General features: G+C 58.6%; 10 protein-coding genes, 1 pseudogene and 2 riboswitches. Of the genes and pseudogenes, 7 read left to right on the top strand and 4 right to left on the bottom strand.

All coding sequences use genetic code 11. From position 1 onward, the window contains the following. The coding region (locus tag I8N66_RS32460; RefSeq protein WP_291163144.1) for a glycosyltransferase family 4 protein at positions 1-829 on the top strand (829 nt) is incomplete at its 5' end. A gap of 144 nt (positions 830-973) precedes the next feature. On the opposite strand, the gene thiD is transcribed toward I8N66_RS32460, so the two are convergent. Together thiD and I8N66_RS32450 are read right to left on the bottom strand one after the other, a co-directional pair. After that, positions 974-1783 carry a bifunctional hydroxymethylpyrimidine kinase/phosphomethylpyrimidine kinase gene (thiD, locus tag I8N66_RS32455; protein ID WP_291163141.1) on the bottom strand — a complete coding sequence of 270 codons (810 nt, stop codon included), beginning with the start codon at positions 1781-1783 and terminating at the stop codon, positions 974-976. Between the two features lie 209 nt (positions 1784-1992). Then, positions 1993-2095, bottom strand: a riboswitch (TPP riboswitch). 176 nt (positions 2096-2271) lie between these two features. Next, positions 2272-2502: a helix-turn-helix transcriptional regulator gene (locus I8N66_RS32450; RefSeq protein WP_291163138.1), complete on the bottom strand. Its 231-nt coding sequence runs from the start codon at positions 2500-2502 to the stop codon at positions 2272-2274. A gap of 139 nt (positions 2503-2641) precedes the next feature. Between I8N66_RS32450 and I8N66_RS32445 the strand changes: the two genes are divergently transcribed. Further along, positions 2642-3325: a hypothetical protein gene (locus I8N66_RS32445; protein ID WP_291163135.1), complete on the top strand. Its 684-nt coding sequence runs from the start codon at positions 2642-2644 to the stop codon at positions 3323-3325. A 180-nt stretch (positions 3326-3505) separates the two neighbouring features. Next, positions 3506-3937: a hypothetical protein gene (locus I8N66_RS32440; protein ID WP_291163132.1), complete on the top strand. Its 432-nt coding sequence runs from the start codon at positions 3506-3508 to the stop codon at positions 3935-3937. A gap of 252 nt (positions 3938-4189) precedes the next feature. On the opposite strand, the gene I8N66_RS32435 is transcribed toward I8N66_RS32440, so the two are convergent. Both I8N66_RS32435 and traA read right to left on the bottom strand, forming a co-directional pair. Further along, positions 4190-5344 carry an amidohydrolase gene (locus tag I8N66_RS32435; RefSeq protein WP_291163129.1) on the bottom strand — a complete coding sequence of 385 codons (1155 nt, stop codon included), beginning with the start codon at positions 5342-5344 and terminating at the stop codon, positions 4190-4192. A gap of 203 nt (positions 5345-5547) precedes the next feature. Further along, positions 5548-8865, bottom strand: coding sequence for a Ti-type conjugative transfer relaxase TraA (traA, locus tag I8N66_RS32430; protein ID WP_291163126.1), 3318 nt, complete (start codon positions 8863-8865; stop codon positions 5548-5550). Positions 8866-9133: 268 nt separating this feature from the next. After that, positions 9134-9236: riboswitch (TPP riboswitch) on the bottom strand. Positions 9237-9324: 88 nt separating this feature from the next. Between traA and I8N66_RS32425 the strand changes: the two are divergent. The 4 genes and pseudogenes from I8N66_RS32425 to I8N66_RS32410 all read left to right on the top strand — a co-directional run. Continuing rightward, positions 9325-9892 (top strand): annotated as a pseudogene (locus I8N66_RS32425) (phage integrase N-terminal SAM-like domain-containing protein); the annotation flags it as partial. Between the two features lie 633 nt (positions 9893-10525). Next, the gene (locus I8N66_RS32420) at positions 10526-10651 is read left to right on the top strand and encodes a hypothetical protein (RefSeq protein WP_291163123.1); all 126 of its coding nucleotides are present in this window, start codon (positions 10526-10528) and stop codon (positions 10649-10651) included. Between the two features lie 384 nt (positions 10652-11035). Continuing rightward, positions 11036-11368, top strand: coding sequence for a hypothetical protein (locus I8N66_RS32415; RefSeq protein WP_291163120.1), 333 nt, complete (start codon positions 11036-11038; stop codon positions 11366-11368). Positions 11369-11476: 108 nt separating this feature from the next. Next, on the top strand, positions 11477-11926 hold the full coding sequence (locus tag I8N66_RS32410) for a transposase (RefSeq protein WP_291163117.1): 450 nt from the start codon (positions 11477-11479) through the stop codon (positions 11924-11926). Positions 11927-11972: the final 46 nt, after the last annotated feature.

The raw sequence follows: 11972 nt of genomic DNA, 5'->3' as shown, positions 1-11972 counted from the left end.
CGCCTCGCCGATCAGTTGCCACACGTGCTTCCCCGAAATCCCGGTGGCGCGCTTCGTCCGCCGCGAGCAATTCGTGCGGGGCATGCTGAATCTTGCCGACGCCTTCATCGCCCCGAGCGCTTTTCTCGCCAATCGCTATGTCGAGTGGGGCATCGCCGCCGAGAAGATCTTTGTGATCGAAAACGGCATCGTCATGGGTGAAAAGACGCCTGCGCGTGAGTTGCCCGCACCGATCGCACGACGTAACCGATTTGCCTATTTCGGTCAGATGACCCCCTTCAAGGGGGTGCATGTGCTGATCGACGCTGTTTCGCGCGTACCCGAGGAGATCTGGGGAGACGATTCGACGCTGATGATCTTTGGCGGCAACCTCGAACGCCAGCCGACCGACTATCAGGACCGCGTCGCGAAACTGATCGAGGATGCCGGCCGCCGCGTCCGCTTCTACGGCGCCTACCAGAACCAGGACATGCCGCGACTAATGCGCTCGGTTGATTGGGTGGTGATGCCGTCGGTCTGGTGGGAGAACTCCCCGGTCGTCATTCAGGAAGCCCTGCATCACGGCCGACCGATCCTGTGTTCAGATATCGGCGGCATGGCCGAGAAAGTTCGCGACCGCCTGGACGGCTACCATTTCCGGGCCGGCAGCGCACAAGACCTTGCCGATCGGCTTATAGACGTGCTGAGTACGCCGCGATCCTGGGACAACCTCCGGGCAACCCTCAGGCGCCCGATGAGCCATGTCGACTGTGGCCGCGAGCATGTCGCGCTCTACCGAAAACTGCTCAAGGCAGAGCAGCCGGCTCACGCCAGCGCCGCGGTAGCCTGAACCAAAACGCGCGTCCTCCGTTACTCATCTTGTGTTTGCAGGCGACGAGCTTCCGGCTTCCGATCCGGGAATTCTGTTGCCCTTTAAACAATGCAATAGCCTAGTTTCCTAAAGCTAAGCATGAACAAGGCTCCGGGAATGGAATTAATCGCCGCTGGACCCCCACCACCGATGAAAGTGATGGACCGGCCCCCGCCCCTGCCCGATTTTCAAAGCGGCGCCGGCAACAAGCGCCTCATGCAGATAGGTCTTGGCGGCCACCACCGCGTCTTCAAGCGTCTGCTGGCGAGCAAGACCAGCGGCAATTGCGGCTGACAGCGTGCAGCCGGTGCCATGATCGTTCCTCGTCTCGACCCGCGGACGCACCAAGCGCAACGGTGTATCCCCACTAAAGAGGATATCCACCGCCTCGTCGCCCTTCGCATGTCCGCCTTTCATCAGCACTGCACGCGCACCATACTTCAGAAGCATCTCCGCCTGACGCGCCATTTCCGCCTCGTTCTCCGCAATCGCGCGTCCTGTCAACAACGCCGCTTCGGGCAAGTTCGGCGTCACGATGAGGCCAAGCGGCAGCAACTCCTCCTTGAGCGTCGCGATCGCATCCGCGCGCAACAAGACGTCACCGGAAGTGGCAATCATCACCGGATCGATGACTGCCATCTGTTGATAGCGCTTCAGGCCGGATGCGATCGCGGCAATGGTCTCCTGGCGGGACACCATCCCGATTTTCACTGCACCAACGGCGAGATCTGAAAACACGGCGTCCAACTGCGCAGCAACGACGGCCGGAGAGATATCCTCGACAGCCGTGACACCCCGGGTGTTCTGCGCCGTGACAGCGGTAATCACGCTGGCTCCATAGACGCCAAGCGCCGAAAACGTCTTAAGATCCGCCTGGACGCCGGCGCCACCACCTGAATCCGAGCCTGCGATGGTAACGGCGATAGCGGTCATGGCTGGTTCCACCTGGGAGCAGAGGTACCCTCAAGATGCCGGGTGCTTCCAAGTATCAGCGAGGAAACCGAATGATCAAGACCAGGCATCGGTTGGCTCGTCTCTCGGAATCCTACCTCGCAATATTCCACACTCTGTGCAGGCACCAACGATCTCCCAAAAACAAATGACGGAGATCCAAATGAACGGCGGAGACGCGGCTGATGTGCCAGATAGGCCCTTGCCGTTCCTCCGCCGGTATGATCCGGATCAGGTTCAAGGGTCTGGCTCGCCGCCGTCTCAGCACCGTCAGGTGCGCCCCTCGGCAACGGAGGAAGCTAGGGGAGCGCGGGAGGTGATGTCAACTATTGGCGATCAACATTGCATCACCGTGTTCCCCACCACGTCCGCAGCTGCCACAAGTATGGTCAGCGGCGCTGCCGCAAAGTCGCTCCAATGCGACACTAAGACGGTTCAGCGTGAATCTCGATCGCGTCGTTGCCTTTGATTTAGGCTCTTGGTTTGGAAAAGCGGACACCGGCGCCGCCACCGTTTTCTGGGATGAACTCTATACCAGCTTTCTCAAAAGCCGATCGGACGACGTCGATGGTCGCCTCTCGAAGCCGCTCGCCGCGCTCTAGTCTAGCGATTGTATCGGGCGACACGCCGGCATTTTTCGCTAGATCCCGTGTGCCCCAACCCAGCGCTGCGCGCGCCATCTTACATTGAATCGGCATCATTTCGTAACACCGATACGATTTTCTATTGAAGTGCACTGCATTACTCGTTATCGTATCCCTGTTACGAGTTCCACGCCGTTTCTGGTATGAGGTACCACAAGCGGCCTAGACCCAAATCTAGCTTTAGAGAGCTTGGATCATGGCTGATTCTGAGAATAGCAGAACTATGCCTGCAATTATGCGTGGAAAAGAAAATCCGCAGGGCGGCGCTGCAGAAAATATGCCCCGTCTGATCGACCGCAGAAACCTGCTTCCTGTTGCTTCACGCGTGTTAAACGCGCAGGTCGCGGAAGTCGGCGGTCAGCGACGAGCGAGCGGGCCCACGCCTGTAAGGGAAATGTGGCCCCGGTGGTACGCTTGCCATCAACAGCGGGTGCGAGCGACGCGCCTTAGGCAAAAGGTCGAAGCGGAAATGCTGGAAATCGCGGGTGGCTTTCCGGTGGTCGAGCTGAAGCTTGCTGGAAACGATCCGCCCATCGTCGTCCAGTCCTTGCCCGGCATTAATCGACTGGCTAATCAACTGGACGCGGAGCGGCTGTCCGAGGCACGAGCCGAACTTCGTCGACGCAGGAAGCAATGGAAAGACGCCGACCAGCGATTGGGATACAGTGCGGCGGTCGCTCTGGAACAGGAGCTCGCGGAGCAAGCAGGGATATCCGGACGGGTTATGTGGATCACACGCCCCTCTTCGCTGACAGAAGTTACCGCAAAGCTTCATTGCTTAATCGTTATGCACGATCCCGACCTGAAGCTCGAAGATCCGCCCTGGCCAGAACTTCGGACGATGCTGAAGGATCTTGTTCGACTTGGAGAACGCACCTGAAGCGGCTGGAAGACGTTATGGAGTTGTTACGGCGGCAGATGAAACACACTCGAGGGCACGTTCCTCAACACGGTCGCCAACCACCAAATCAACCGCTTCCGTCAGAATGATGAAAGCTGCTGGCGATCAACAACGAAGCTGTCAGACGGAATTTTCACTCAATCTTGGAGAGCAACCTGAATGGGCCTTGCGTATCCTGGCGAAACAGCAAATGTCCGGGACATAATGAACTTGGCGGCGCAGTACAAAGACGCTGCCGTGGAGCTTGGTCAGGGGCTATCTAAACTCCACCGCATCCCACAACGTCTTCTCGCTCTGCATTCGATCGAACTCTATCTAAACGCTCTTCTGCTTTCCAAAGGCCTCGACCATAAGGCGATTCGCGATTTTGAGCACGATCTTGGCGAGCGGACAAGAATAGCAGTAGAAGCGGGGCTCGTTCTGCGCAAACGGACGGCGGCGCACTTGGCAACTCTTTCCGCAAGCAGAGAGTATCTCATAATCAGGTATGGCCCAGAGCTATCGGCAACCCTCTCGCAGATTAACCGAGTTATGGCGACTCTTGATGAACTCTCGCAGAAGGTGCGAAGAATGTTGAGGGCTAAGTCTTGAGCGACCAGTTCGTTGTCTATTGCCCTTGACTGATAAACTGATACGAGCCAGTTACGTTCAGGTCGCGTCAATGATCATCGATGCGGAACTGTAAGGATTTAGAAGTGGACGGACTCGCCTTGATAGAACCTTCAGCTTCGACCTATAACCGCGCATCTCAATCTGGTTCTGACTACCGAATATTTTGACGCGATTACTTGGCAACGCTCGGGTCATTAGCGGCCTCGCACAATAGCTTCGAAAATAACATTTCTACCCCAGTTCGTTGCGGATCGCCCGCATGAACACCTTGGCACCGATGCCGATCAGATCGTCGGGAAAGTCATAATCGGGATTGTGCAAGCGCGCATGGTTTTCGCCGGCGCCGAGGAAGAACATCGCCGCTGGCGCCACCCGCCCGAAAAGGCCGAAATCCTCCGACCCCTTCATCGGCAGCACGCCCGCGCCCTTGTCATGGCTGACGCCCTCCTCGTCCATGGCCCGCTCGAGCGCGGTGACAGCAGCTTCCGCATTGCTGCACTGGTGGAACACGTCCTCGTAGCCGATCGCAACCTTCAGCCCCGCAGCACCGGCCTCCTTGGCGATCAGCGCCTCGGCGCGGGCCACGAGACCGGCCATGCGTTCGTCGGTCAGTGTCCTAAGCGTCGCCCAGATCTCGGCATGGCCGGGGCTGATGCCGAAGGCCGCCTCGCCGAGCCGCGCATGCGTCACCGTGACAAGCGTATAGGTCTCGTCGAGCGGCCCGTTGTTACCGAGCGCCGTCAGGCCGGCAAGCAGCGAAGCAACAGCAAAGGTCGGCGCAATCCCGTCCTCCGGCGTCGAGGCATGCGCCGTCTTGCCGGACAGCGAAATCCGCATGCCGCGCGAGGCGCAGTTGACCGGTCCGCCGCGCAGCGCCGCATGGCCGAAGCTTAATCCCGGAAAATTGTGCAGCGAAAAGACGAGATCCGGCTTGATCGTCGAAAATTTTGGATCGGCGAGCACGGCCGCCGCCCCCGCGCCGTTTTCCTCGGCCGGCTGGAACATCAGGATCGCCCGGCCCCTCACCGGGCGTTCGCGCCCGAGCCCCTTGGCCAGCGCCATCAGGATCGTCATGTGCCCGTCATGGCCGCAAAGATGCCCCTTGCCGTTGATTTGAGAGCGATGCGCGATCTCGGAAATCTCCTCGATCGGCAGCCCGTCGAGCTCGGCCCGCACCATGACGGTCGGGCCCGGCTCGCGGCCTTCATAGATTGCCGCCACCCCATGCCCGCCAAGGCCTGATATCACCGCATCCGGCCTCGTCTCGGCCAACGCCGTCACGATCGTTTCCGCCGTCTCCCGCTCCTCGCCCGAAACCTCCGGCCGCCGGTGCAGGTCGCGCCGAAAGGCAGTGAGTGCCTCGAGTTCACGGTCGACAAGAAACATAGCGGCACTCCATCTCAAAACTCCACGATCTCGTCCGAGCACTCTAGTGATTTATGGCGTTGGACAATGGGCCACCCTTCAGTCGAATGTCCAAAGCACCACCGCGGTAAGGCTACTCCCTACGGTCCAAGTTATCGTCCGATAAGCGACGCAACACAGGGTCGACGCACGCCGTGACCGTGTTCTCAATCGCGAAAGCTCTTTCACTTGAGAGACAACCCTTGCCTCCTGGTTTGCCGCAAAGACTCTGCCTGCTTGAGTGCAAGGGCCGTTCGCTCGTGGGCGGCGACTTGTTGTATCGTTCGCAAGGCACTCCAAGCCGTCCGCAAATCTGCCTTTTGAGCTTCAGTCATCCGGGATGCTACCTGGTTGAAGAGCTCTCCTTTGGCGTCTTTCGCCGCGATACCGAGAAAGGCGCGCTCACCAAACCGCTCGCTCACGGCCTTGGAGAACCGCTCAAGCTCGGCGCGCACGTTACTATCGCTATGCACGCCCTGGAGGGCGGTTTGCCCGTCACTGCGGCCAATCGCGTCTCGTGCTTGCATGAGCGCCTGCATCGCGCGTGACGACAGTGCCGGAATTTCGATGGCCAACTTCGTTCGCAGGGTCCGCTCTTCCGCTTGGTGTTTCCGTTCCGCCTGATGACGCAGCCTGAGATAGCATTCGAGGTCCCGTGAAAGTGCGCCCGCGTTAGCCAGAGCGCGTTCGCGGTCCTTTTTGTCCGACCGCCAAGCCAGCATTCCGCCTAATCCTCTAAGCGCACCGAATGTCTGGGGACTGACAGCAATCTTGGCGAGAGTAGAACTGGCAGCGCCTGCGTTCTTGAGCATAGCTTCGAAATCAATTGCGCGGAATGCCCTTTGCGGATCAGCGTACACTAGCTGAAAGCGAGAGCCCACTTCCTCCCATTGCTTCTTTAGAGTTGGGTCGATTGCAAGCCTCTCCTCAATTGCTTCTGCAAAAGTTTTAGGGAAACTCTTGATACCCGCAAGCATCGGAGTTTTGTCTTCGCCAGTACTCGATTGCCCCATTCGCGCGGAGGTCGTGCCGAGCCGAATGCTCTGGCCGACGGCCGCCAGCCTCTGAACAAGATCGCTGAGACGCTGCTTTTGCCTGACAGTCCAATCGATGCGGTCACGAACCAGGGTGCGTGCTACAGCCAGCAGATGCAGGCCCCGAGACTCGGAGAAACGAAGCGCATGCCTGTAGAGGGAACGATCTGTGTAGTCGAGCGTCGATTCCTTTGCGTTTGCGCGCGACAAAACTGAAACCAACCCGCCCGCTTTTTCGAAGGACCGCGCTCCATAGTAGATCGCTAGTTCTTCGCGATGCCGCGTCATACCAACGTAGGCGAGGTGGCGATCGAGTGATATTGAGGCCAGCATCTTTACGCTATCGACGGTGGTACCCTGGCTCTTGTGTATCGTTGTAGCGTAACCAAGATCTATATTTGGGTAGGTTCGGCTTTCAACTGTTATAGAGCGGCGGTGCTCTCGCTCCCCGACCTCGACAACAATGCGATTGGTGCCCGCCTCGAGCACCCGACCAATCATACCATTCTTGACGTCTAACATTCGGTCGTTTTTCAGGAAGACGATCTGGTCGCCAGGCGCAAAGTGCCGCACTCCCTCTTCCGCGGCATACGGAGACCCCTCGCCGACAATGCCGCGCTCAACCAATTTCGCTCGCGCCTTCTCGTTCAATATTCGAACGTCGCGGCGCAAATGCGCAAGGATCAATGTGGTTTTTGCGGGATCGTAGTCGCTATCCCAATCGGTGATCAGTCTTTCTACGGCTTCGGCTTTCAGCCCGGTGCTGATGATCCTGCCCTGGTTTTCGTAGGCGCTGACCGCGTCCGAGACTTGTCCGCGAGCCAGGGCCAGTGATGCGGTCTGCATCCAGTTTTTACGTTGGCGGTATATAGTTTCTAGTTCCGAGTAGCCGATCCGCTCTACAACGGCGCGGAAGGGTGCACCCGCCTCGATCGGCTGGAGCTGATCCGGATCGCCAACCAAGACGAGCTTTGCTCCGTTCCTAGCGACGGTCTCAATCAGAGACGCCATTTGCCGCGAAGAGACCATTCCGGCCTCATCAAGAATGAAAACTGTCTTGTCATCGAGAGAGTCCCGTCCCTTCGCCCAGCGCCGCTCCCAAGAAGAAAGTGTTGCAGAGTAGATGCCTGCTTCCTTCTCCAATCCCTCTGAAGCCTTGCCCGCGAGTGCGCCACCAACCACTTGATACCCGGCTGCCTCCCAAATTTCCCGGGCGACTTTCATCATCGTCGTCTTGCCGGCGCCAGCGCGACCGACAATTGCAGCAATCCGGGCCTCACCGGTGACATAGGCGACCGCAGCCTGTTGCTCTTCGGACAGGTGCGAATGGCGTGCGAACATCGATCGCGCCAGCTCTTCGCGAACGCCGTGCGTTGTTCGATGTGCCAGCCAAGCAGCGCACTTGGCCATTTCAGCTTCAAGCCGGATCAGTTTCCTTGTCGTGTATTTGGCCAGTACGCGGGCACCGCTTCGAAAGTCAATTCGCTCACCTTCGATACGCAAGGCCTCGGGGCTTTGAAGGATGCGCGCCAGGATTTGCGTAAACAGCGTCTCATCGTCGATGTAGCGATGAAGCACCTTGGCGACATCACGTTCGTCAAAAACACTCTTCTGGCTGGCAATGAGCTCAAGCACTATTTCCGGCCGACGATGAATGCGGCGGGCGTTCTTTGCGCGCCGCTCTGCTTGCAACTCAATCGACTTCGGTTTTAAGAAGCCCGATGTCTCTTCGCTTTCTATTCTTCGCTCAATTGCCTTTGTTTGAGCGCTGAAGCGGATGATCGGCTCAAGATCGATACCCTGTCGCTCGAAGGATCTCCCATCGATCCGAACGTCGAGGCCGGCGAGCGCTAAATGGCGATTTTGGCAGGCGAACCAACCGTCACGGAAGGCATTGAATTCCGCGAGCCCGCCTACCCAATTTCGGTACACAATTCTGCCGTCGGAGTTGCGCCGCGGCGTTCCGTCGGGCGAGACAACCTTGACCTTCTTTGATCCGAAACCTTTCAGGGTAAGCGGCCGGAGAGTCGTCATAAGATGAGCATGAGGATTTCCGGGAGTATCGTGGTACACCCAGTCCCCGACCATGCCCTTTGCCAGCACATGGTCCTGGACGAACTCGCGCACCAACGCAATGTTCTGATCAGTCGTAAGCTCTATTGGAAGAGCGAGTGTAACATCCTTCGCAAGCCGCGCGTCCAGTCTCTCTTCAAAATTCTCGACGCGGTTCCAAAATGCCTCCGATGCACGCGCCGCCGAAGGATCAGCGGCTATCAGCCGCAACCATTGCGGCGCATCACTGGGAATGGCGAACTCTTCGTGCAACAGATCATGCCTCTCAGAATAGTCCACAGAAGTGTCTTCGCGTTCAAAGTACATCTTTACGCGATGCTTGTATGCTGCAGAAATTAAAGCGCTGCGTCCCTGCCCGCGACTAATAACGCTAACGTCGAAATGAGGGCTGACCAAGGCTTTTGCTCCCGGCTTTGAGGGCGTTCCTGGTGGATCCCGATTGCCCCCTATTACAGGGCGCAACAAGCGTCGAGCAAACCCTTGGCTGGCATCCTAAGGCGCCCAGCAGGACGATACTTGGGATGATCTGACATTCCGTTCATCGAGCCGACTGTCAGATTGACCTAGCCATTTTTAGCAGCTTGACAAAGATATAAAACGCATTCGGGCGCCAGATTTCAGCAGAGTGGAGATCCAGATGAACGGCGGAGATGCTACGGGGGGATCAGCGAGCCCTTGCCGTTCCTACGCCGGCATGATCCGGATCAGGTTCAAGGGCCTGGCTCACCGCCATCGCAGCACCGTCCAGTGCTCGCATCGGCAGCGGTAAATGCTATGAGAGTGTGCTAGGTCGAACGACATTCAGGATTAAACTAACCCGCCGCCGCGGGAGGTGAGTGTTTGGTGGCTCTAATGATGGGATGTTGGGGTGTTGACAACCAACCCCTGACCAAGAGACCGCTGCGCCGCCTCATGATCGACGACATGACGCTTCGCAACCTGTCGCCATCCACGCAACGATCCTACCTGCATAACGTGACAAAGTTCAGTCGTTGTTTCGGCCGCTCGCCGGAGCGGCTGAGGCTGAAGGATGTGCCGCTTTCCAGGTGTACCGTGTGTCGCAGGGGACCTCCTGGCCGGCACTCAACCAGACGATTTGCGCGCTACGGTTCTTTTACGGCGTGACGCTAGACCGGGCCGAGATCCCCGAGCGGATAGCCTATGCGCGCACGCCGCGCGCCGGCGATCTTGAGCGCCGACGAGGTCGTGCAGTTTCTGAAGCGGTGCCACCGCTGAAGGCGCGCACAGCGCTGACGACCGCCTATGCTGCGGGACTGCGTGCCTCCTGCACACCTATTGGCGACTGGCCCGCCCGAGGAACTGGCTGTTTGCCGGACGGGGCGACAAGCCGATCGATGTGCAGGTGCTTTATGCCACCTGCCGGTCGGCCACCAAGACAGCGAGATTGGCCAAGCGGGTCAGCCAGGCCACGGCCTCGGTAAAGCCAGCAATCGTCATCGCCGGTGTTGCCGAGCCTGCCGCCGTAGACCTTGTTGGCCAGCTTGCGTGGGTTGTTGGCGAAAGGCTGCGCCGCGGCAATAGTCGGGAATCGGCTCGGCCAGACTTCGGTCAGCCGCTTTGCGGAGTGATTCAGGTTTTCACTGACCGGCTGCATGGCGCCGCCGGTCTCGTGGTGCGCCTCGGCAAGGATTGCGGCCAGGTGCGGCAACGGCGTGCCGCGGCGCTCGGCCTCGTCGAGGGTCGCGTCGATGCCCTGCACTTGTGCCTTCTTGCTGATGGACAAGGGCGAGCGCACCGCCGCGAAGAATTTCGCGCGGTCCATTGTGGTCTCCTGTGGTGAAAACCCCGCTTGATGGGCGGGGTTGGCATCCCGAACCTACTGAGCAGTGATGACGCTCATCGGCGGCTCCGGATCATGGGTTGTGGTCCCGGCTTTCCCAATTGGCCTAAACTGTATATTTTAGCGTCATCTTATGTAATATGGACAGACAGGCTGTAGGGGGCGCTCATGGGGCGTGGCGGGACAACGATCAGCGCTCAATTTCTTGGCAACTTTTCCATCGCATCCAGTGACCCACTTTTGGGGGTCTTCGAATTGTCAACTTCGGCCGATACGACGATCGAGGTGGTACTAGACAGTGCCAGTGCGGAAGCATTGCTGTCGGCACTCGTGCAATTCCTGGCGCAGGGCCAGGCAGCGGAGTTCGATGATGGGATGTGACGTTGGCGCGGACGCTGCCTGAAGTACTCCCTGTTTCCATGGAGGGAGTCGCGGGAGTCGCAGATCTGACAGCTTTGGACCAATGGCTTTGAAAGATTTGCCGAAGCTAAATGATGTCGGCGAGCATTCGCTGAGTTAACCCGGTCGGCGCAATCTGTAGTCGGTCGCCACCGTAACAGCACCTCACAACTGGCACCCAAAGCGGCACCTCCAGCACAACCGGGGTTGCGGCTTTGCCGTTTAGTCAATCGGCTAACCCGCTCCTCACCCAATCGTGTGATGGAATTAGTCGCAGGGCTGCGACAGAAAAAACCTCCACAACAACTCTAGATAACGCTGATTTGCAGCGATATGACGCGCTCATTTTCATCTTAGGATTGAGTCATGGCATTGTTCAAGAAGGATTCGAAACGAAAGCCGGACCCGCTGCTGGCACTCCAGTTGTTCAACGAATTCGACTGCTTCAGGTTTCACGAAGACATCTTCGCCGCGATCCGCTCCAAGGACATCCCGTCCGGATTTGAGCACTATCGGGTCCATGGCATTTTCGAAGGCAGGTTCCCCGGCTTCGATGGTTTCTCGGCAGAACAATATCTAAACCTCAACCCAGACGTGGCCGAAAGCCTCGGCGACGGTGACAGGAATGCTGGCGCCCGGCATCATTTCAGCCATTTCGGCTTTAGAGAAGGTCGCCGTTGGCGCGCCGACCAGCTCTAATGCTTGCGCTGGGTTGGAGTTCAACTGTGAGCGCGACGAACAGCCCACCTTTTCTTTGCTGATTGAGACCGCGAGATAAGCTCCTTCGTCTGCAGGGAGTGGAACGGGATGATTGGAGATTGCGCTGATGCCATGCTTGGAGTCATGGATGAAGCTAGGCATGGTGGAGTCTACCGGCGGATCGAGGTGATCACCGGTCGTCGCCAGCGGCGGAATTGGACCGACGAAGAGAAAGCGCGGATCCTTGCCGAAAGCGCAGAGCCCGACGTGAACATCTCGGCCGTCGCCCGGCGGTGGGGCGTCAATCGCGGCTTGCTGAATGTCTGGCGCCGCGAAGCCGGGCTGACCTCTCGACGATCCGCGCAAGCCGGCGCACAGCAGGCCATGTTCGTGCCGGTGACAGTGGTTGCAGAACGAACGCCTCCCCAGAGCGCGTCGCCGGATATCACTTCCGGTCGAATTGAGATCGAGATTGCTGGCGCGCGCATGACCGTGTTCGGCTCGGTGTCGCCCGAGTTGGCGCAGGCGATCGTGGCGGCGTTGCGAGGGCGCCGGTGATCGGACTTTCGCCGAATGGCGTGAAAATCATGGTGGCGACGCAGCC

The sequence above is a fragment of the Ensifer sp. SSB1 genome, assembly GCF_016652895.1.
In the GTDB taxonomy this organism is placed as follows: domain Bacteria; phylum Pseudomonadota; class Alphaproteobacteria; order Rhizobiales; family Rhizobiaceae; genus Ensifer.
The sequence above is the reverse complement of the archived record's forward strand: the minus strand, read 5'-3'. Positions and strand labels throughout refer to the sequence as shown.

Excerpts from the sequence above, each read along its gene's own strand:
- I8N66_RS32410 (WP_291163117.1), top strand. The coding sequence starts at position 11,477 with ATGATTGGAGATTGCGCTGATGCCATGCTTGGAGTCATGGATGAAGCT.
- I8N66_RS32440 (WP_291163132.1), top strand. The coding sequence starts at position 3,506 with ATGGGCCTTGCGTATCCTGGCGAAACAGCAAATGTCCGGGACATAATG.
- thiD (WP_291163141.1), bottom strand. The coding sequence starts at position 1,783 with ATGACCGCTATCGCCGTTACCATCGCAGGCTCGGATTCAGGTGGTGGC.
- I8N66_RS32445 (WP_291163135.1), top strand. The coding sequence starts at position 2,642 with ATGGCTGATTCTGAGAATAGCAGAACTATGCCTGCAATTATGCGTGGA.
- I8N66_RS32435 (WP_291163129.1), bottom strand. The coding sequence starts at position 5,344 with ATGTTTCTTGTCGACCGTGAACTCGAGGCACTCACTGCCTTTCGGCGC.
- I8N66_RS32450 (WP_291163138.1), bottom strand. The coding sequence starts at position 2,502 with ATGATGCCGATTCAATGTAAGATGGCGCGCGCAGCGCTGGGTTGGGGC.
- I8N66_RS32415 (WP_291163120.1), top strand. The coding sequence starts at position 11,036 with ATGGCATTGTTCAAGAAGGATTCGAAACGAAAGCCGGACCCGCTGCTG.